General features: G+C 60.6%; 18 protein-coding genes and 3 pseudogenes. 12 read left to right on the top strand and 9 right to left on the bottom strand.

From position 1 onward, the window contains the following. Positions 1-37 precede the first annotated feature (37 nt). From ACI77I_RS28000 to ACI77I_RS27990, 3 genes are all read right to left on the bottom strand, one after another. Entirely contained in the window at positions 38-208 is a 171-nt protein-coding gene (locus ACI77I_RS28000; RefSeq protein WP_094952965.1) for a metallothionein, read from the bottom strand. A gap of 88 nt (positions 209-296) precedes the next feature. Next, positions 297-752: a DMT family transporter gene (locus tag ACI77I_RS27995; protein ID WP_094952966.1), complete on the bottom strand. Its 456-nt coding sequence runs from the start codon at positions 750-752 to the stop codon at positions 297-299. Between the two features lie 4 nt (positions 753-756). After that, entirely contained in the window at positions 757-1,245 is a 489-nt protein-coding gene (locus tag ACI77I_RS27990; RefSeq protein WP_094952967.1) for a DMT family transporter, read from the bottom strand. Positions 1,246-1,362: 117 nt separating this feature from the next. Between ACI77I_RS27990 and ACI77I_RS27985 the strand changes: the two genes are divergently transcribed. Together ACI77I_RS27985 and ACI77I_RS27980 are read left to right on the top strand one after the other, a co-directional pair. Continuing rightward, a complete protein-coding gene (locus ACI77I_RS27985; protein ID WP_406999412.1) occupies positions 1,363-2,295 on the top strand; it encodes a LysR family transcriptional regulator in 933 nt (310 codons plus the stop codon). Positions 2,296-2,437: 142 nt separating this feature from the next. Then, on the top strand, positions 2,438-2,692 hold the full coding sequence (locus ACI77I_RS27980) for a type II toxin-antitoxin system Phd/YefM family antitoxin (RefSeq protein WP_406999405.1): 255 nt from the start codon (positions 2,438-2,440) through the stop codon (positions 2,690-2,692). Positions 2,693-2,705: 13 nt separating this feature from the next. Here the strand turns inward: ACI77I_RS27980 and ACI77I_RS27975 are convergent, their stop codons facing one another. From ACI77I_RS27975 to ACI77I_RS27960, 4 genes and pseudogenes are all read right to left on the bottom strand, one after another. Then, the gene (locus ACI77I_RS27975; RefSeq protein WP_406999403.1) at positions 2,706-4,025 is read right to left on the bottom strand and encodes an Nramp family divalent metal transporter; all 1,320 of its coding nucleotides are present in this window, start codon (positions 4,023-4,025) and stop codon (positions 2,706-2,708) included. A gap of 40 nt (positions 4,026-4,065) precedes the next feature. Beyond that, the gene (locus ACI77I_RS27970) at positions 4,066-5,619 is read right to left on the bottom strand and encodes a DUF726 domain-containing protein (protein WP_094952971.1); all 1,554 of its coding nucleotides are present in this window, start codon (positions 5,617-5,619) and stop codon (positions 4,066-4,068) included. Between the two features lie 87 nt (positions 5,620-5,706). Further along, positions 5,707-6,063 (bottom strand): annotated as a pseudogene (locus ACI77I_RS27965) (helix-turn-helix domain-containing protein); the annotation flags it as partial. Between the two features lie 164 nt (positions 6,064-6,227). Then, a pseudogene (locus ACI77I_RS27960) lies at positions 6,228-6,653 on the bottom strand (AraC family ligand binding domain-containing protein); the annotation flags it as partial. Between the two features lie 99 nt (positions 6,654-6,752). Between ACI77I_RS27960 and ACI77I_RS27955 the strand changes: the two are divergent. Together ACI77I_RS27955 and ACI77I_RS27950 are read left to right on the top strand one after the other, a co-directional pair. Then, positions 6,753-7,621, top strand: a pseudogene (locus ACI77I_RS27955) (EamA family transporter). An 81-nt stretch (positions 7,622-7,702) separates the two neighbouring features. Beyond that, entirely contained in the window at positions 7,703-8,104 is a 402-nt protein-coding gene (locus ACI77I_RS27950; protein WP_094952974.1) for a RidA family protein, read from the top strand. Here ACI77I_RS27950 and ACI77I_RS27945 read toward each other — a convergent pair. Continuing rightward, positions 8,094-8,990: a LysR substrate-binding domain-containing protein gene (locus tag ACI77I_RS27945; RefSeq protein WP_406999400.1), complete on the bottom strand. Its 897-nt coding sequence runs from the start codon at positions 8,988-8,990 to the stop codon at positions 8,094-8,096. The genes ACI77I_RS27950 and ACI77I_RS27945 overlap by 11 nt on opposite strands. A 19-nt stretch (positions 8,991-9,009) precedes the next feature. Continuing rightward, entirely contained in the window at positions 9,010-9,315 is a 306-nt protein-coding gene (locus ACI77I_RS27940) for an XRE family transcriptional regulator (RefSeq protein WP_406999398.1), read from the bottom strand. Between the two features lie 723 nt (positions 9,316-10,038). Between ACI77I_RS27940 and ACI77I_RS27935 the strand changes: the two genes are divergently transcribed. The 8 genes from ACI77I_RS27935 (at position 10,039) to ACI77I_RS27900 (ending at position 20,210) form a co-directional block, all read left to right on the top strand. Beyond that, on the top strand, positions 10,039-11,847 hold the full coding sequence (locus ACI77I_RS27935) for a monovalent cation:proton antiporter-2 (CPA2) family protein (RefSeq protein WP_094952977.1): 1,809 nt from the start codon (positions 10,039-10,041) through the stop codon (positions 11,845-11,847). A 73-nt stretch (positions 11,848-11,920) separates the two neighbouring features. Continuing rightward, positions 11,921-12,466, top strand: coding sequence for a hypothetical protein (locus ACI77I_RS27930; protein ID WP_094952978.1), 546 nt, complete (start codon positions 11,921-11,923; stop codon positions 12,464-12,466). Between the two features lie 273 nt (positions 12,467-12,739). Beyond that, on the top strand, positions 12,740-13,021 hold the full coding sequence (locus ACI77I_RS27925) for a peptidylprolyl isomerase (protein WP_003174386.1): 282 nt from the start codon (positions 12,740-12,742) through the stop codon (positions 13,019-13,021). Between the two features lie 127 nt (positions 13,022-13,148). Beyond that, the gene (locus tag ACI77I_RS27920) at positions 13,149-15,011 is read left to right on the top strand and encodes an extracellular solute-binding protein (RefSeq protein ID WP_094952979.1); all 1,863 of its coding nucleotides are present in this window, start codon (positions 13,149-13,151) and stop codon (positions 15,009-15,011) included. After that, complete coding sequence (locus tag ACI77I_RS27915) at positions 15,011-16,072, top strand: microcin C ABC transporter permease YejB (RefSeq protein WP_094952980.1); 1,062 nt, start codon at positions 15,011-15,013, stop codon at positions 16,070-16,072. Before ACI77I_RS27920 ends, ACI77I_RS27915 begins: the two co-directional genes overlap by 1 nt. After that, complete coding sequence (locus ACI77I_RS27910) at positions 16,072-17,094, top strand: ABC transporter permease (RefSeq protein WP_242150404.1); 1,023 nt, start codon at positions 16,072-16,074, stop codon at positions 17,092-17,094. Before ACI77I_RS27915 ends, ACI77I_RS27910 begins: the two co-directional genes overlap by 1 nt. A 10-nt stretch (positions 17,095-17,104) precedes the next feature. Further along, a complete protein-coding gene (locus ACI77I_RS27905) occupies positions 17,105-18,676 on the top strand; it encodes an ABC transporter ATP-binding protein (RefSeq protein WP_094952982.1) in 1,572 nt (523 codons plus the stop codon). 136 nt (positions 18,677-18,812) lie between these two features. Next, a complete protein-coding gene (locus ACI77I_RS27900) occupies positions 18,813-20,210 on the top strand; it encodes a sigma-54-dependent Fis family transcriptional regulator (RefSeq protein WP_094952983.1) in 1,398 nt (465 codons plus the stop codon). The last annotated feature ends 244 nt before the right edge of the window (positions 20,211-20,454 follow it).

The following is a 20,454-nucleotide window of genomic DNA, read 5'->3' as shown; positions in this document are numbered from 1 at the left end:
ATGGTAATGACCGCCACCCGATAATCCGAGAGGATTTTTAGCCGTTGGCGGACTTGGCGCACTCACAGCCCGTCGCCGCTGCGCACGGCTCACCATGCGCATGGTGCTCGGCGCAGCCCTGGCAGCAATAGCCCTTACCGTCCTTCATTACCGCGTCGGCGCCGAGTACACATTTGCAGTGTGGGCAGGCACAGGTTGTATCTGGCATGGTCAGACTCCTTTCTCATGGTCGTCCAGGTGTTGCGAACGCAGCACCTTAACCAATGACTCCCGGCAAGGCGCCAAGGTTCAGCCCGTTAATCGGCCTGACGAGTATTGCTGCGGTACATGAACACCAGCGCCAGGGCCAAGCAGAGCATCGCCACGATACGGCTGCCCGACAGTTCGATGGCCGGGTTACCGAGCCAGCCGAAGTTATCGATCAGCATGCCCATGCCCAACTGCCCGACGATCACCGCGACGGTCGCCACCGCCGTACCGACGATAGGCACCGCGCCGACCATCACCATCATGTACACCACGCCGAACAGCGCCCCGGTCAGTTGCCATTTGGGCACGTCCAGCAGGCTGACGGCCTGGGCGGGCTCAAAGAAGAAAATCAGCAGCGCAGTGGTGATCGCGCCCACCGCGAAGGTCAGCAAACTGCTGCGCAACACACCTACAGCCTGGCCCAAGCGACCGTTGATGGCCGCTTGCACACTCAGCACCGCGCCGGCGGCAATCACCAGCACCAATAACAGAATCAAATTCATCGCCTTACCCTCGCGCTATCAAAACAAGTGCCGCCACAATCAACGCCAGGGCTATCCAGCGCTCGCCATTGACGCGCTTGCGCGCCGTGCCGAACCAGCCAAAATGGTCGATCAACACGCTCTTGCCTACCTGGCCCGACAGAATCGCGATCATGGTCATGGCGATACCGATATGAGGCGTGGCCAAGGTCAACACCACCACGTACATCGGCCCCAGGAACCCGCCGATCAGCTGCCAGCGCGGCAGGTCAGTCAGTGCTGGGCCCTTTTGCGGGCCGCTGAACAGCAGCAGCAAAAACAGGATCGCCGTGCCCACGCCAAAGATGCTCAAGGTCGCCCACAAGTGGCCCACCTGTACACCCAGCGGCCCGAGCAAACCGGCCTCCACCGACAGGCCCATGCCCGCCAGAATCACCAGCGGCAACAACAGTAGCCGTAGAAGGTTTTTTTTCGGCGTAGCCTGCGCCACGCCTTCGATTGAACTTGCCTGCATACATCACCTGCGCTTCAAGAACTGAACATGGCGCGCATTATCCGGTGGCCGTGCTGTGCGATAAATGGGAGCATACGGATAACACCTTTGCGCATTACGCACAGCTTGGAGACCATGATGCAGGGCTTGAATGAATTGAGTTTCAAGGCGTTGCGCCTGTTTGTCGCCGTGCTGGATCACGGCAGTTTTTCCGAAGTTGCGCGCCGCGAAAGCCTGGCGCCCTCCTCCATTTCTCGGCAGATCCAGCTGATGGAGCAGGCACTCGGCCAACAGTTGCTGTACCGCCACACCCGCGCCGTCAGCCCTACCGAAGCCGGGCGCCTGCTCGGGCATCACGCGCGCTTGATGCTGGAACAACTGGAAACAGCCGGCCAAGCCTTGCAGGAACAGGAAAGCGAACCCAGCGGCCTGGTGCGCATCAATGCGCCGATGGTGTTCGGCCAGCGCCACCTGTCACCGTGGCTGGGCGAGTTGTGTCGGCGCTACCCCAAGTTGCAACTGGATATCCAGCAAACCGACACCTACGTCGACCCGCTGCAAGACGGCACCGACCTGCTGTTTCGCATCGGCGTGCTCAACGACTCGGGCATGCAGGCGCGCATCTTCGCGCCCCAGCGTTTTCGCCTCGCCGCCAGCCCTGCCTACCTGGCCCGCCATGGCACACCGCGCCACCCCGACGAACTGGTCAACCACCAGTGCCTGGCTTACAAAGGCATCACCGGCCAGCAACGTTGGTTCTTCCGTCGCGACCAAGGCGACTGGACGCCCTACAGCGTCAAAGGCTCAATCACCGGCAACCACGCCGACACCCTCACCCACGCAGCGGAGCAAGGCCTGGGGCTGGTGGTGTTTCCCTCCTGGCTGATCGGCGAAGGCTTGCGCGCAGGCACCTTGCAGGCGGTGCTGACCGAATACGACGTGGCGACAACGCTGGAGCCGCAGCAGATTGCCGCGTTGTGGCCGGGCAGCCGACGCCTGTCGCTGAAGGTGCGCACGGTGATTGATTACTTTGTGGAGTGTTTTGGGACGGTGCCTTATTGGGACAGATGAGCGGTCTCGATCACTCTGAACAGCGGGTGTCAGGTAAAAAAGCTTACTGGGAAAAGTAGGCTTATTCTGATTTCCCAGGCAACCATTCCCGGGCACGGCGCCCTGCGCCAAACTCAGGCGACTTCCGCAAAGGAGAGACGCCATGAGCGCATCGTGCACCGCAATCACCGTTTCGTCAGGCCAGGCAAAGGCCAGCGTTTCACAGCTGGCTCATCAGTCCAGTACCGGCCAAACCATTCTTATCACCAAGAACGGATGGGCGCTTGCCCAGCGGGTGCCGGCCGGGAAACCTCACAGACGTCGAATCGGCCTTATGAGAGGGAAACTGCTGGTCCCGAACGACTTTAGCTCGCCACTACCGGACGACCCGCTGGATGCGTTTGAGGGCGCCTTTTGACCTGAACATCCGATCAGAACAACCACTGCCCAATCAACCACGCATTCGCCCCACTGATCACCGCGAACAGAAACCACGCCAAAAGCCGCGTGGGCAGGCGGTTAACAAACGGCCCCATCAGTTGCTTGTCATCGGTCATGCGAATCAGCGGGTACAGCGCGAACGGCAACTGCAGGCTGAGGACCACCTGGCTGAGAATCAGCAGTTTGCCGATAGCATCGTCGCCCATCAGCCACACCCCGAGAAACGCCGGGATCAGTGCCAGGCCACGGGTGATCAGGCGTCGCTGCCAGCACGGAATACGCAGGTTGAGGTAACCCTCCATGATCACCTGCCCGGCAATGGTGCCGGTAAACGTCGAACTCTGCCCGGAAGCCAGCAAGGCGATACCGAACAGGATACTGGCGAAGGCGCCGCCCACCAGTGGGTCGAGCAGGTGGTAAGCATCCTGGATCTCGACCACGTCGGTATGGCCGGTCTTGTAGAAAGCCGCAGCGGCCAGCACCAGGATCGCAGCGTTGACCAGCAAGGCCAGGGCCAGGGAGCCGATGGTGTCGATACGCGCCAGCTTGACCGCGTCCTGTTTACTGGCGAGGTCTTTGCCAATCAGGCGGGTTTGCACAATGGAGCTGTGCAGGTAGAGGTTATGCGGCATCACCGTGGCACCGAGTATGCCGATGGCCAGGTACAACGGCGCAGCATCGCTGATGGCCGACAGTGACGGGGTGAAACCACGGAGCACGTCCGGCCAATAAGGCTTGATCAGCACCAGTTCGATAAAGAAGCACACGCCGATGGTTGCGACCAGCGCCAGCATGATCGCCTCGAGACGCCGGAAGCCGCGGTTTTGCAGGGCCAGGATCAACAGTGTGTCGAACGCGGTAATGACAATGCCGGTGGTCAGCGACACGCCGAGCAACAGGTGAAACGCCAGGGCGCAACCGAGCACTTCGGCAAGGTCGGTGGCGATGATCGAGATCTCGGCCAGCAGCCACTGCGTACGCGCCGAGCGTTTGCTGTAGCGCTCGCGGCACAGCTGCGCCAGGTCTTTACCGGTGGCGATGCCCAACCGCGAACACAAGCATTGCACCGCCATGCCTGCCAGGCTGGCCAGCAGCACCACGAATAACAGGCTGTAGCCGTAGCGTGAACCGGCCTCGATGGCTGTCGCCCAGTTGCCGGGGTCCATGTAGCCGATAGAGATCAGCAGGCCGGGGCCGGCGAACATCAGTGCTCGTTTGAAAAACGAAGCCTTGGGGTCAACGATAACGGAGCCGGCCACTTCCGGCGGGCAGAACGGGGCGGTAGCGATTTTCGGCAGGCTGAATTTCACGCGGTATCCCAGGCAAACACACAAGTCAGAACGCAGCTTATCAGTCCGACGCGACCGTGCGCATCACCGTCTCCCGGGGCAGGCCAAACGTGTCCACGACCTGCACCACCAGGTCCAGCTCCTGGTTCAGCGCCTCGCGCTCCATGCGCTGGCGAATCATGCCGATCATCAACACCGATAAGGTGGTAATCGAATACGCCGGGCCGGAAAACGCGCGCACGCCGGTGACCAGCAACATCGCCGCCGCCAATGCCTGGCCCACCACTGGAATCGCCGTGGCGGCGCCGCGCCGCACGATAAACCCGGTTAACCCCGCCAACGCCGTGCCGCTTAAGGCGGTGGTGGCCGAGCGGCCGACGTCGAAGCGGTTGAACAAACCCTGCTCTTTTTGCGCGGCGGCCTTGAGTTCGGCGTCGAAGGCCTGCCGGTCGGCGCGACTGAGTTTGTCCTTGTACTGCTCGATCAATTTTTCTGCGACCTGGGCCTCGATGTCCGCCAGTGCAACGGTTTCCACCGGTTCATCAAACTTGATGCCCAGCCGCTGCGCCACGCCTTCGGCGATCTTGCGATAACTCACGCCATGGCCACGGGCAAGGTTCATGATGCTGTCACCGCCCATGCGCTGCAGCTCGATGGCCAGTTTCAGCGGTTCGCGCACAGTGGCATCAATCGAAGCACTGCGCTTTTGCGCCATCAACTCGGCCAGGAACTTCAGCTCGTCCGGCCGCGCCTGGACCAATGCGGGGAACAGTTCCACGTCCTCTTCGGCAAAGCGCACTTCACTGCTGCGCTGATCGGCGCGAATCATGCCGCGCCGTTCCTGCAACAGGTCGGTGTATTGCACCACCGTCTTCAACTGCGGCCAATAGGCGCCATGGTCGAACGTGGCCAGGTGCACATTGGTGACCTTGGCCTTGAGCGCCGGCGTGACCTCAATCGCATAGCGGCCAATACACCGCTCGGTGTCCGGTTTCATCGCCAGCGCCCAGTCTTTACTGGAATGACAGTTAATCACCCGCCCCTTGAGCGGCGCCGACACTTCATCCCACGGGCTGGACGTACAGATCGCCCCGCCCATCAGCAACACGTTGTTCAACGGCAGTTCGCGCGCCACCTCGGGGCTGGCCAACACACTCTTGACCAGGATGCGCGCGCCGAGGGAATGGCCGATCAGGTTAATGCGCCGCACCTTCAGCGATTCGGCGTGCAGGTAGCTGGCCAGCTCAGGCAATAACGTTTTAGCGACTTCATCGACACGCGCCTCGACACTTTTGTAATGGTCGAGAAAATACGCAATCGCTTTGCCCACGCCCACCGTCGCCGCACCCAGGCCGCCGCCGCCGAGCATCGAGGTGATGACATCCTTGAACGGCGCAAACAGGTTTTCCAGAAAGTGCCCCGCCGGCCAGAACAGCATCAGGTTGGTCGAGCCTTCGATGCTCGCCAACTGCTGCTTGAAATTGCCCAGTTGCTGGCGATTGAAGAAGGCCGAGTAACCGTGAACGTAGAGATTGAGCACATCCCCTTGGGGCTCGCCGCACAATACAAACGTGGGCTTGCGGGTGCGGTGCATTTCATCCCACTGGTGTTGCATGGGCCGGTGACTCCTGGTGACGATGGACGGCGATAGTAACAAAGCATGGCCTTGGTAAAGGTGAATCCTGACCGACGTGTGCAGTGTTCAGAACACTGATGCCGCCTTGGATTTGGCCAGGTAGCGCGCCGGCGAGTCCCCCAGGTTGCGGCGGAACACCGAGGTGAAGGCGCTGGAGCTGCTGAAACCCAGCTCTAACGCCACCTGGGTGATGGAGGCGCCGTGACTGAGCCGGGCGGTGGCTTCGAGCAGGCAGACCTGCTGGCGCCAGGCCACGAACGTCATGCCGGTGCAGTCGTGGAAATGGCGAGTGAAAGTGCGGCGGCTCATGTTCGACCAATCGGCCATTTCGTCAAGGGAGACGGTTTGCGCAGGCGCGTCCAGGAAGCGCTGGCAAGCCTGGGCCAGACGCGGTTCGGCGGGCAATGGCGCACTGAGGGGCAGCCCTTTCAAGGTCTTTGCCTAAATCGCGTCCTACGCCAATTCCAGGCTGAAATTAAGAAAAAAACGAGTTGAATTTGGTTCAGTTAGCATCTCTTTTGGTCAAAAAATGATCATTTTTTGAGGCTTTTTCCAAAGACCTTGAAAGGGCTGGCACTGAGGGGCAATTCGGGCATGGTGCTTATTTCATCGATCAACAGCGTCAATATGCAGTGCTGCCGGACAGCGGAGGCTGGCGATGGTCCGATAGCCAGTGCCGCTTCCAGCAGATGCCTGAGCAGCGGCGACACGTCGAATACCTGGCAGCGGTCCTGCAGCCCTGCCCGTTCAGCAGCTCTGTCGTCAAGGTAGGTATTGAGCATCACCACATCGCCACGCATGTGCATTTCATGGGGCACACCGCCCGGCACCCAAATCGCCCGCTGCGGTGGCACCACCCAATTGCCGAGGTCGGTAAACATCCTCAAGGCGCCGGTTGAGGCATAGGCGAACTGCCCGCGTGGGTGCGTATGCCGTGGAAATACGGTGCCGGACGCATAGTCGCGCAGTGTGACGACGGCTTCAGGGTCGCTGGTTTCAAATATCGGGATCATGGCCCGATCTTGTCAAGATATGACCTGGGATAGCAAGCGGGCCATTTCCACGCGCCCTAGCATTCACGCCTTTGATCAACCTTGTTCAAAGGAACACCCATGCATAAGAAACATCTGGCCCTCGCCCTGCTGGTCACGTCTGGGGCTTGAACTTCCCCATCACCAAGCTGGGCCTGCGCTCAATCGACCCCTTTGTGCTAACCGGCATGCGCTTTGCCCTCGCCGCCGTGCCATTGGTATTTTTTATCAAGCGCCCCGCCGTGAGGTTCGGCTATGTGGCCGGCTATGGCGTTATCTTCGGGTTGGGCATGTGGGGCGTCATCAACTATGGCATCCAGGTCGGCGTCAGCCCGGGGATCGCTTCGCTGATCATTCAGCTCAGTGTGTTTTTTACCCTCGGCTGGGGCTGCCTGTTGTTCAAGGAACACATCCGCCGTGCGCAGTGGGTCGGCGCGTTACTCGCCTTGATGGGCCTGGAGGGCATCATCTGCACCCAGGACGGCGAGCATGCGGTATTCGGTGTGCTGTTGATCGTGCTCAGTGCGTTGGCGTGGAGCATCGGCAACGTCATCATCAAGGCGTCAGGGGTGAAGGAAATTTTCTGGTTCATGGTGTGGGCCAGCCTGTTTCCACCGATTCCGTTGTGCCTGATGGCCTGGTGGATGCACGGCAGCACCGCATTCGAGAACGTACCCGCCAGCCTCGACCTCACCGCAGTGACGTCGATCCTGTTCCAGGTTTACCTGGCGACGCACTTTGCCTACTGGGGCTGGAACTCGCTGCTCAAGGCCTATCCCGTTTCGACCGTGGCGCCGCTGCCGTTGTTGATCCCGGTATTCGGGATCGGCAGTTCGATGCTGATACTGGGCGAGCGCATTTCCACACCCCACCTGATCTTCATCACGCTCATCATCATCGGTTTAGCCGTGGGGCTTTACCGTAAGCCGATTGTGCAGGCTGATAGATAGTCATGGCAAAAAACCGGGATTTTGTTCGCGTATTCGGTCCACTAGCATTCGCCAAGTCTTGTACTGAACCGAGGAAACACCATGAGCACCCCCGAGTTTTTTGTCACCCCAGGTTATGGCGATTACATGCGCGAACACTTGCACTACTCGCAAGCGGTGAAAGTCGGCAACCGCGTGGAAACCTCAGGCCAAGGCGGCTGGGATGATGATTTTCAGATCCCCACCGACCTCGACGAAGAAATTGCCCAAGCCTTTCGTAACCTGGAGCGCACCCTGACCACCGCCGGCGCGGGTTGGGAGCATGTGATTCACATCAACTCCTACCACGTTGGCGGCTTCCCGCCGCAGGTCAACGAGGCGATGGTCAAGCACTACCGCCGCTTGATGCCCGACCATGCACCGATCTGGACACAAATCGGCGTCGAGGCCCTGGGTTTGCCGACCATGCGCGTGGAGATTCGCGTAACCGCGATTATTCCCTGACACCGAACGTGTGGATGACCCACTCGGTAAACACCTTGAGGCGTGCGCTCTGATGGCGATTGGGTGGGTAAAGGATATGCAGCGGCGTGGCCGGGCGTGACCAGTGCGGCAACACGCGGATCAGTTGGCCGGTGTCGAGGTAGTGCTGCACGATAGAGGTGAAGTGCTGCCCTACGCCAAGGCCTGCGAGCAGCATTTCCTTGAGGCCATTGCCTTCATTGGTCGAAAAGGCACAGTCGTTGACCTCGATACACTGCCCAGCCGTCTCGAAAATCAGCGGTTCCGGCTTGCCCGAGCCGGTAAAGAAATAGCCGACTTTGAGGTGGTTGTTCTGCAGGTCCTCCGGCGACTGCGGCACACCCCTGCGGTCCAAGTAACTGGGCGCTGCGCAAGTCAGGTACTCAAGGTCGGCCACCTTGCGCCCGATCATCGCCATGTCGTCCAGCTTGCCGGCTCGAATCACACAATCAACGCCCTCCCCGACGATGTTGACCGCACGGTCGCTGATGCCTAAGGCGATGGTGATATCGGGATACTCGCGATGAAAATCCACCAGCGCCGGTATCAACAGGCAATTGGCAAACGAGGCCGGCGCATCCACCCGCAAATGCCCACCGGGCTTGAGGACTTGCCCGCGTGCGGCGCTGTCCACTTCATCCAGCTCAGCCACCAGTCGCCGCGCATGGCGGTAATACTCCAGCCCCTCGAGCGTTGGCGCCAAGGCGCGGGTGGTGCGGTGCATCAGCTGGATGCCCAGGTGCTTTTCAAGGTCGGTGATCAGCTTGCTGACCGTGGAACGCGGCAGCGCCAGTTGGTCGGACGCACGGCTGAACGAACCGGTATCGACAACACGGACAAAGGCGCGCATGGCGAGGAGTTGGTTCATATGAGTGGCCCAATGCACCTTAGTAAGCGAAGTTGTCGATCTTGACCTGGCCATCCGGAAACGTCGCGATGATTTCCAGTTCGCCGCCCATGGCCCGGATGTAGTCGCGCAATATGCTGATGTACATGTCGGTGCGGCGCTCCATCTTGGAAACCGCCGCCTGGTTGATATTCAATGCCTTGGCCAGGCGCTCCTGGCTCAATTGTTGAGCCTTGCGCAGTTCGTGCAGCGGCATTTCTTTAAGAGGTTGGCGGAACAGCTGCTCGGCCTCAGCACGCGCTTCGAGCGTCATGCGCGGTTGAAATTCAGCGAATTTTTTAGCCATGGTGACGGCCCTGAATTTAGGTTGCCGGAAACAGGAATATTCCTTTAAAGGAATTATTTCAATGATCTTTTATTCCCTCATTTTCCAGATTGGAATGCCACCCGTGGCGAGCGGGCGTGCCCTAATGCCGTTCAGTTAAGCGAACGCAATGCCCAAAGCAGCGAAGATTAAATGTGGGATCTGCGCTTAACTGAACGGCATTAGGGCGTGCCCCCTCGCCACAAAGGGCGCGGCTCTTTCATATCCTTAAGTCGCGGCATTGCAGCCCAGTAACAATCACTGCAAAAAAAACCGCCCTTTCGGGCGGTTAAAGGTGCTCGGCTTTGATCAGAAACCGAGAGAGAAGCTGATGGTCATCGCGTGATCCTTGTCGTTGCGCGAACGTTGCCCCGAATAGCCCAGGCCCAACAGTGCCAGGTCGAGGGTGCCGGAGTTGTTCAAGCCTTTCATCCATGAATGCGCAGAAGCCCAACTCTATTAACCCACACGCATCAAACTCGAAATACCTGACCGTGGCGACAACAGATCCAGTGTGTCGAAACGGTAGTAGACCTACAGAAAAGTCATTGAATTAAATGGTATTAATACTTTCGTAAACGCCCGACAAGAATGGGATTTCAGCCAACATACATTGACTGTCGCGGCAGAAACACACGTTTCAAAATGTGAAAAAGCGCTCTAATAGCGCCCTGTCGATTCGCTTTAAAGAGCCTGGAGTTCGCAATGCCCCATGAAGGCAACCTGTTACAAGCAGCCGTGGTGTTCCTGCTCGCCGCCGTGCTGACCGTGCCGTTGGCCAAGCGTCTGCAACTGGGCGCGGTGCTGGGTTATCTGTTCGCCGGTGTGATCATCGGCCCCTCGGTATTGGGCCTGATCGGCAACCCGCAAAGCGTCGCGCAATTTTCGGAATTGGGGGTGGTGTTGCTGTTGTTCATCATCGGCCTGGAGCTGTCGCCCAAACGGTTGTGGGTGATGCGCAAGGCGGTGTTCGGCGTTGGCCTGGCCCAGGTGTTGCTCACGGGCGTGGTGATGGGTGTCGTCGCGCTGTGGCTGTTCGGCCAAACGTGGAACAGCGCAATTGTCCTGGGCCTTGGCCTGGCGCTGTCCTCCACCGCGTTCGGCCTGCAAAGCCTGGCCGAGCGCAAGGAACTGAACCAGCCCCATGGACGCCTGGCGTTTGCGATTCTGCTGTTCCAGGACATTGCCGCGATCCCACTGATCGCGATGGTGCCGCTGCTGGCCGGCAGCGATCACCCGACCACCGAAGCCCAGGGCCTGCAGCATGTGTTGCAGATCCTCGGCAGCATCGCTGTGGTGATCATCGGCGGGCGCTACCTGTTGCGCCCGGTGTTTCGCATCGTCGCCAAGACCGGCTTGCGTGAAGTGTCCACCGCCACCGCACTGCTGGTGGTGATCGGCACCGCCTGGCTGATGGAACTGGTGGGTGTGTCGATGGCCCTGGGCGCGTTCCTCGCCGGGCTGCTGCTAGCGGACTCGGAATACCGCCACGAACTCGAATCCCAGATCGAACCCTTCAAGGGCCTGCTGCTCGGCCTGTTTTTTATCAGTGTGGGCATGGGCGCCAACCTCAGCCTGCTGCTCAGCTCGCCGCTGGTGGTGATCGGCCTGACCCTGCTGTTGATTGGCTTAAAGCTGCCGCTGCTGTACGCGGTCGGCCGGCTGGTGGGCGACCTGAATCGCGAAAGCGCGCTGCGCCTGGGCGTGGTGCTGGCAGCTGGCGGTGAATTCGCCTTCGTGGTGTTCAAGATCGGCCGCGACCAAGGCCTGTTCGAACCGCACCTTTACGATGTGCTGGTGCTGACCATCACCCTGTCGATGGCCGTGACGCCGCTGCTGTTGTTGGTCTGCACAAAGCTGTTCAAGTCCAAGGCCAAACCGGTGGAGGTGCCCGAGGAATACCGCGCCATCGAAAGCGATGCGCCACGCGTGGTGATTGCCGGCATGGGCCGTATGGGCCAGATCGTGGCGCGGATCCTGCGCGCGCAAAATATCTCGTTCATCGCCCTCGACACCTCGGTGGAAACCATTGAACTGACCCGCAGTTTCGGCGGCATGCCGGTGTTCTACGGCGACCCGCAGCGCCCGGAAATCCTTCACGCGGCCAAGGTCGATCAGGCTGAATTCTTCGTGATTGCCATGGACGATCCGCAGATCAATATCAAGACCGCCGAAATGGTACGCAGCCTCTACCCGCACATGAAAATCATCGCCCGTGCCCGTAACCGCCAGCACGTGCACCGCCTGGTGGACCTGGACGCCTCACCGGTGCGCGAGACCTTTTACTCCAGCCTGGAAATGAGCCGCCGTACCTTGGTCGGCCTCGGTTTGAGCCAAGCCCAGGCGGATGCACGCATCTCCCGTTTCAAAAACCACGACCTGCAATTGCTGGCCGCGCAACACGCGGTGTACGACGATGCGGCCAAGGTGATGCAAACCGCCCAGGAAGCCCGTACCGAACTGGCGCGGCTGTTTGAGATGGACCGGCTTGAGGAAGAGTCCGACAAAGCGTGAGGGTGCGAATGAACGATATTGCGAAATTTCTGACAGAATACTCCGCAATTTCGTTCATCTCCTGGAGCGCTTCATGGCCACCTTCACCAAGACCGCCGCCCTGCTGGCCCTCGCGCTCACCGCCGGCAGCGTGTTCGCAGCCAGCACGCAAACCATCTCGACCCTGGGCGGCAAGTTCACCTTCAACTTGCCCAAGGCCTACATCGCCGACACCCTGCCAACCGGCAAGGTTGAGGATGGCACTGCCGACACCCAGGGCACGCTGTACGCCAACGCGGCCAGCAAAAGTGTGGTGATCGTCGCCGAAACCGTGCGCAACGATGGGGCCACGATCAAGGATAACGACCCGCAGTTTCTGGATGGCGCCGTGGCTGGTTTCGTCAAAGACCAGAGCGCCGCCCTGCCCGACTTCAAGAAGCAGAACGAGAAGAAACTCACCTTTAAGGGCCTGGGACTTCGCCAGGTCGACAGCACCGCCACCCAGGGCGGAGGCAAGACCTTGAACTCCACGTTCCTCGGTGGCTCAGGCAAGCACTTGCTGGTGATCCAGGCGATTTCCCGGGCGGATGATGTGAAGGGGCATGCGGAGTTGGTGAAGCAGATTACTGGCGGCAAGTAAGCTGATCTCGCTGACAAATGTGGATGAGTACTGGGGTTGTTGTGCCCCACCACTCGGCACCGAGTGGTGGGGCAAAGACCTTTTGGGTACTTTTGGCTGGGCCGGCATTCCGCGCGTTTGCCAAAAGTGGCCCGCTGTAAGAGCGCAACCCTAGTTAGCCGTTACCGCAGCAACGGATATGTACTCAACCAACCAACAAAACATGGAACTTTGCCAACAAATAACCGCCTGAATCCGGTACGCTCACCCTTTTTATTCAAGGAGTTATTCCCCATGGCCAAAGCTACCGCCCGTCACATCCTCGTTTCCACTGAAGACAAGTGCAACGAACTCAAAGCCCAGATCGAAGGCGGCGCCGATTTCGCAGAAGTCGCCAAAGCCAACTCCAGCTGCCCTTCCAGCCGCCAAGGCGGTGACCTCGGTTCGTTCGGCCCTGGCCAAATGGTCAAAGAATTCGACACCGTCGTCTTCAGCGCCCCGGTCAACACCGTGCAAGGCCCGGTGAAAACCCAGTTCGGCTACCACCTGCTGGAAGTCACCAGCCGCCAGGACTGATCCAGTCCGTGCTAATGCTATAAACAACGGCCCGCCTTATGGTGGGCCGTTGTGCATGTGATGACTGGCAACGTTGAAGCCGTTAACGTACAAAAACCTATTCTTCACCCGGCACTCAAGGCTGACAATGCGATTGGCTTTTTCCACAGCACTCCTTAGCTCTGCCCTGGCCCTGCTGCTGGCCAGCACCGCCGTGATCGCGGCCCCGCAGACCTACCTCACGGTCTACGGCGAACCGGCCAAGTACCCCGCCGGCTTCACCCATTTCGACTACGCCAACCCCAACGCCCCCAAAGGCGGCAGCCTCAAGCGCTCAGCCCTTGAGATCGGGCGCTTCGACCACGTGCTGCCGTACATCGACAAAGGCATCGGCGTCTCCCAGGTCGACGGCTGGCTGTACGCCCCGCTGGCCCAACGCTCCCTGGATGAACCGTACACCGTCTACGGCTTGGTCGCCGAAAAGATGGAACGCGCCGACGATGGCCTGTCGCTGCGCTTCTACCTCAACCCCAAGGCGCGCTTCGCCGACGGCACACCGATCACCGCCGAAGACGTGCGCTACAGCTTCGACCTGCTGATGACCCAAGGCAGCCTGCGTTTCCGCACCCTGTTCGCCGACGTCAAACACGTCGAAGTCGAAGGCGAGCGCCAGGTGCGCTTTGATTTCTCCAGCAATGAAAACCGCACCCTGCCCCTGGATATCGCCACCCTGCCGGTGTTCCCCGAGCACTGGTGGAAAACCCGCGACTTCTCCAACGGTGGCGGCTACGAAGCCCCACTGGGCAGCGGCCCGTACAAGGTCAGCAAGATCGACTCCGGCGCCACCATCACCTTCACCCGCAACCCGGACTGGTGGGGCAAGGACTTGCCCGTCAGCCGTGGCCTGTACAACTTTGATCACCTGAGCCTGGAGTACTTCGGCGACACCGAAGTGGCCCGCCAGGTGCTGCGTGGCGGTGCCTACGACTTCAACCGGGAGTTCTCCGCCACCGGTTATTCCATCGGCTACAACGGCCCGGCCCTCGACGATGGCCGCCTGCAACGCGCGCACTTGGCCAAAGAGATGCCGCAACCGGCCCAGGGCTACGTGTTCAACGTGCAAAAGCCGATGTTCAAGGACCGCCGCGTGCGCGAGGCCCTGGCGATGCTGTGGGACTTCGAATGGGCCAACCGGCAGATGATGCGCAACCTGTACATCCGCCAGCAGAGCTATTTCTCCAACAGCCCACTGGCGGCGAGCCAGTTGCCGACCCCAGAGGAGCTGGCGATTCTTGAGCCCTTGCGCGGGCAGATTCCCGACGAAGTGTTCACCCAAGTGTTCAAGGCCCCCGTCACCGACGGCAGTGGCATGATCCGCGACAAGCAGCTGCAAGCCCTGGCCTTGCTGGAGGACGCGGGCTGGAAGCCGCAAGGTGACAAGCTGGTCAACGCCGAAGGCGAGCCGCTTGAGTTCACCTTCCTCAATACACAAAACGGCCTGGAACGCTTGCTACTCCCGTACAAACGCAACCTGGCGCAGATCGGCATCACCCTGAATATTCGCCGCATCGACTCCTCCCAGTACGTCAACCGGCTGATGACCCGCGACTACGACATGATCGTCACCGGCTTCCCGGTCACCACCTCGCCGGGCATGGAGCTGTACAACTATTTCGGCTCCGCCGCCGCGTTTGATTCGGGCGCCAACAACTACATGGTGCTCAAGGACCCGGCCGTCGACACGTTGATCAAGGGCCTGGTCAAGGCCAACACCCAGGCGCAGATGCTCACCTACGCCCACGCCCTGGACCGCGTGCTGCAATGGAACTACCTGTGGATTCCCAACTACTACCCGCCCGGCACCTCCGCCGCGTGGTGGAACCGCTTCGGCCGCCCGGCCATCGAGGCGAAGAACGACGAAGCCTTGGAAACCTGGTGGGAAATCAGCCCCACGCCACTGACGAATGAACAAATGAACGCCGAGTTGAAAAAACGCGCAGGTGCCCGCTGATGTTTGCCTATATCGTGCGGCGCCTGCTGCTGATTATCCCGACGCTGGTGATCATCCTGCTGGTTAACTTTGTGATCGTCCAAGCCGCGCCTGGCGGCCCGGTGGAGCAAGCCATTGCGCACTTGCAAGGCATCGGCGGCGGTGCCGTCGGTGGCTCATCCGGCGAGGGCATCAGCAGCGGCTCACGGGCCAGCCGCGGCCTGGACCCGAAGTTGATCAAGGACATCGAAAAACAATACGGCTTCGACAAGCCCGCCCCGGAACGCCTGTGGCTGATGCTCAAGAGCTATGCGCAGCTGGATTTCGGCAACAGTTTCTTTCGCGGCGCGACCGTGACTGACCTGATCCTGGAAAAGATGCCGGTGACTATTTCCCTCGGCTTATGGGCCACGTTGATCACCTACCTGGTGTCGATCCCGCTGGGGATTCGCAAGGCAGTACGCCATGGCAGCAGCTTTGATGTGTGGAGCAGCACCGCCATCGTCATCGGCTACGCGATGCCGGCGTTCCTGTTCGCGATGTTCCTGATTGTGGTGTTCGCCGGTGGCACCTCGCTCAACTGGTTCCCGGTACGCGGGCTGGTCTCGGAAAACTTCGAAGAGCTAAGCACCGTGGGCAAGATTGCCGACTATTTCTGGCACTTGGTGCTACCGGTTACCGCGCTGGTTATCGGCGGGTTTGCGACCTTGACCATCCTTACCAAAAACTCGTTCTTGAATGAAATCACCCGCCAATACGTGGTAACGGCCCGCGCCAAGGGCTTGAGCGAACGGCGCGTGCTCTACGGCCACGTGTTCCGCAACGCCATGCTGCTGGTGATCTCGGGGATTCCCCAGGCGTTTATCAGCGTGTTTTTCGCAGGTTCCCTGCTGATCGAGGTGATCTTCTCCCTCGATGGCCTGGGCCGCATGAGCTATGAAGCCGCCGTGTCCCGCGACTACCCGGTGGTGTTCGGCTCGCTGTTCATCTTCACCTTGTTTGGCCTGCTGATAAAACTCATCGGCGACCTCTGCTACACCTTGGTGGACCCGCGTATCGACTTCGCCGCGAGGAACGCCTGATGCTTAATTTGTCTCCGGTGGCGCGTCGGCGTTTCGAGCGGTTCAAGAAGAACCGTCGCGGGTGGTGGTCGCTGTGGTTGTTTATCGGCCTGTTTATCCTGACCCTGGGCGGCGAGTTGATCGCCAATGACAAGCCCTGGGTGCTCAGCTTCAAGAACGAGCTGTATTTCCCAGTGTTCAAGCGCTACACCGAGCAGCAGTTCGGCGGGCAGTTGCCGTTCCAGGCCGACTACCGCAGTGACTACGTGCAAAAGCTGATCAAGCAGGACGGCGGCTGGATGCTGTTCCCGCCGATCCCGTTCAGCGATGACACGCCCAACTACGAACTGAGCCGCCCTGCCCCCAGCCCGCCGTCGACGGTGAACTGGCTGGGCACCGATGATCAGTCGCGTGATGTGCTGGCGCGGGTGATCTTTGGCGCCCGCGTGTCGATTTTGTTTGCCCTGGCGTTAACGGCCATCAGCGCCGCCATCGGCATTGCCGCCGGCGCCTTGCAGGGTTACTACGGCGGCTGGGTGGACCTGCTCGGCCAGCGCATTCTGGAAGTGTGGTCCGGGCTGCCAGTGCTGTACTTGCTGATCATCCTCTCAGGGTTTGTCGAGCCGAACTTCTGGTGGCTGCTGGGGATCATGGCGCTGTTTTCCTGGCTGGCCCTGGTGGACGTGGTGCGCGCCGAGTTCCTGCGCGGGCGCAACCTGGAATACGTCAAGGCCGCGCGCGCCTTGGGCCTGGGCGATGGCAAGATCATTCGCCGGCATATCCTGCCGAATGCCATGACCGCGACGTTGAGCTACCTGCCGTTTATTTTGACCGGGGCAATTTCGACCTTGAGCGCCCTGGATTTCCTCGGTTTCGGCATGCCGGCGGGCAGTGCGTCACTCGGCGAACTGATCGCCCAGGGCAAGCAGAACCTGCAGGCGCCCTGGCTGGGCCTGACGGCGTTTTTCACCTTGGCGCTGATCTTGTCGCTGCTGGTCTTTATCGGCGAGGCATTACGTGATGCCTTCGACCCACGCTCATGAGTGACTGCCTATGAACCTCATTGAAATCCGCGACCTGAGTGTCGCCTTCAGCGGCCAGACCGTGGTGAGCAAGCTGTGCCTGGACCTGCGCCCCGGCGAATGCCTGGCGCTGGTGGGCGAGTCAGGCTCGGGCAAGTCGGTGACGGCCCACTCGATCCTGCAACTGCTGCCCGAAGCCGGCACGCAGACCACGGGCTCGGTGAAATATCGCGGCCAGGAGTTGATCGGCGCCTCGGCGGCCACCCTGCAAAAGCTGCGTGGCAACCGCATTGCGATGATCTTCCAGGAGCCGATGACTTCGCTCAACCCGCTGCACAGCATCGAAAAGCAGATCGGCGAAACCCTGCTGCTGCACAAGGGCCTGGGCGGCAAGGCGGCGCAGGCGCGCATCCTTGAACTGCTCGAATTGGTGGGCATCCAGAAACCCCTGGAGCGCCTCAAAGCCTATCCGCATCAGCTGTCCGGCGGGCAGCGCCAGCGGGTGATGATTGCCATGGCCCTGGCCTGCGAGCCGGAACTGTTAATCGCCGACGAACCCACCACCGCACTCGACGTGACGGTGCAGCGCAAGATCCTGCTGCTGCTCAAGTCCTTGCAACAACGCCTGGGCATGTCGCTGCTGCTGATCAGCCATGACCTCAACCTGGTGCGCAGCATCGCGCAGCGCGTGTGCGTGATGCGCGCCGGTGAAATCGTCGAGCAGGCCGACTGCCAGACGCTGTTCAACGCACCGCAACACCCTTACAGCCGCCTGTTGCTGGATGCGGAACCGGCCGGCGATGCACTGTGCAGCGATGAGCGCGAAACGGTGTTGCAGGTGGATGACCTGACGGTGCAATTCCCCCTCAGCGGCGGGCTGTTTCAGCGCAAGACCTACCTACGCGCGGTGGACGGCATCAGCCTCAGCGTGCAGCGCGGCAAGACCTTGGGGATTGTCGGCGAGTCCGGCTCGGGTAAATCGACCCTGGGCCAGGCGATTCTGCGTTTGCTCGATTCCACCGGCAGTATCCGCTTCCAGGGCGAGGCCCTCGACCCGCTCAACCACAAGCAAATGCGCCCGTGGCGCAAGCAGATGCAGGTGGTGTTCCAGGACCCTTACGGCAGCCTCAGCCCGCGCATGTCGGTGGAGCAGATCATCAGCGAAGGCCTGGAAGTGCACGCACCGTGCAGCCTGGCCGAGCGCGATGCGCAAGTGATGCAGGTGCTCAAGGACGTGGGCCTCGACCCCGCCAGCCGGCACCGTTACCCACACGAATTTTCCGGTGGCCAGCGCCAACGCATCGCCATCGCCCGCGCCCTGGTGCTTAAACCGGCGCTGATGCTGCTGGACGAACCCACTTCAGCCCTGGACCGCACGGTGCAGAAGCAGGTCGTGGCGTTGTTGCGTGAACTGCAAGAGAAGTACGGCCTGACTTACCTGTTTATCAGCCATGACCTGGCCGTGGTACGCGCCATGGCTCACGACATGATTGTGATCAAGGATGGCAAGGTGGTGGAGCGTGGCGCGAGTCATGAGGTATTTGAAGCGCCGCAGCACGCGTACACCAAAGAACTGCTGGCGGCTGCGCATATTCCCTTGTGAGATTGCTCCCACGCTCTGCGTGGGAACACAGCCAAGGACGCTCCGCGCCCCGCACGCCAAGTGACGCAGAGCGTCACGGGAGGCATTCTCACGCAGAGCGTGGGAACGATCACAGCGATCACAGGATTCGGCACGCATGAATAGCAACGAAAGCCTCAAGGACTACCAACAGGTTCGCGGCCTGGCCATCCAGTCGCTGTTCGAGATCATCGAGCAGTCCAGCGAAGGCACGGTGATCGTCGACCGCGACGCGAATATCGTGTGGATGAACGAACGCTACGCCAAGCGTTTCGGCCTCAAAAGCGCCGACGAGGCCATCGGCCAGCCCTGCGAACAGGTGATTTCCAACAGCCTGTTGCGCCAGGTGGTGCGCAATGACCAGCCGATCTTGCTGGACATCCAGGACACGCCCAAAGGCCCGCTGGTGGTGATGCGCCTGCCAATTCACGACGATGCCGGCGCGGTGATCGGTGCGATTGGCTTTGCGCTGTTCGACGAGCTGCGCAACCTGTCGCCGCTGATCGAGCGCTACCTGAGCATGCAGCAGGAGCTGGCGTCGACCCGCTCGCTGTTGCGCTCGCGCCAGAGCAAATACAACTTCGCGCACTTTATCGGCACCAGCGCGGCCAGCCTGGAAGTCAAACGCCGGGCGCGGCGCAGTGCGAGCGCTGAGTCGCCAGTGTTGCTGCTCGGCGAAACCGGCACCGGCAAGGAGCTGCTGGCCCAGGCGATTCACGGCGCATCACCGCGTGCGCACAAAGCCTTCGTCAGCATCAACAGCGCGGCGATTCCCGGTGACCTGCTCGAAGCCGAGTTCTTCGGCACCGCGCCGGGCGCGTTTACCGGCGCCGACCGCAAAGGCCGCCCCGGCAAATTGCAGATCGCCCAGGGCGGCACGCTGTTCCTTGATGAAATCGGCGACATGCCGCTGCCGCTGCAAAGCAAACTGCTGCGGGTGTTGCAGGAAAAGGAATACGAGCCAGTGGGCTCCAATGAAATGCGGCACAGCGATGTACGGGTGATTGCCGCCACGTCCATGGACCTGGAGGCGGCGATCAAGCGCGGCGAGTTCCGCGCGGATTTGTATTACCGGCTGAATGTACTGCCGATCCAGGTGCCGCCGTTGCGTGAGCGGCTGGATGACATTCCGGCGTTGAGTGAGGCGATTCTGGAAGAGTTGCGCAGCCAGCATGAACTGGACCGCGAGGCACTGGCGCTGTTGGCGCAGCATGCGTGGCCGGGAAATATCCGCGAGCTGCGCAATGTGCTGGAGCGCGCGGCGTTGCTGAGTGATGACTTGGTGCTGGATGCGGGAGAGATTCGCGCCGCGATTGGCACGTTCAGCCCGGTGGCGCGTGGCGCAGTGGAAACGGTCGAGGGCGAGACGTTTGCGGCGGCGCGGGAGCGCTTTGATCGCCAGGTGATTGGGGCGGCTTTGGCGGCGTGTGAAGGCAACGTAGTAGGGGCAGCCAAGCGCCTGGGGCTGGGGCGGTCGACGCTGTACAAAAAAATGGTCGCTCTTGGCATTACCTAGTCTCTATATCAGGACGAGAATCTACAAATGTAGACATTCTAATGTGGGAGCTGGCTTGTCGGATCGCCGCACCGCTGCGATGCAGGCACCTCGGTCCATCAGGTACACCGAGTTGATGCCATCGCAGGCAAGCCAGCTCCCACATTTGATTGAGTTTCAGCTTCCAAGATCAGGTCGGCTGTCAGGCCGCCTCGGTTTTGCTTTTGATTTAACCACTCAGGTCGGCTACTAGGCCGCCGTGCTT

Origin of the sequence: Pseudomonas sp. D47, from assembly GCF_045447305.1 — a bacterium.
Lineage (GTDB): Bacteria > Pseudomonadota > Gammaproteobacteria > Pseudomonadales > Pseudomonadaceae > Aquipseudomonas.
This window is presented reverse-complemented; position numbering and strand designations above follow the sequence as displayed.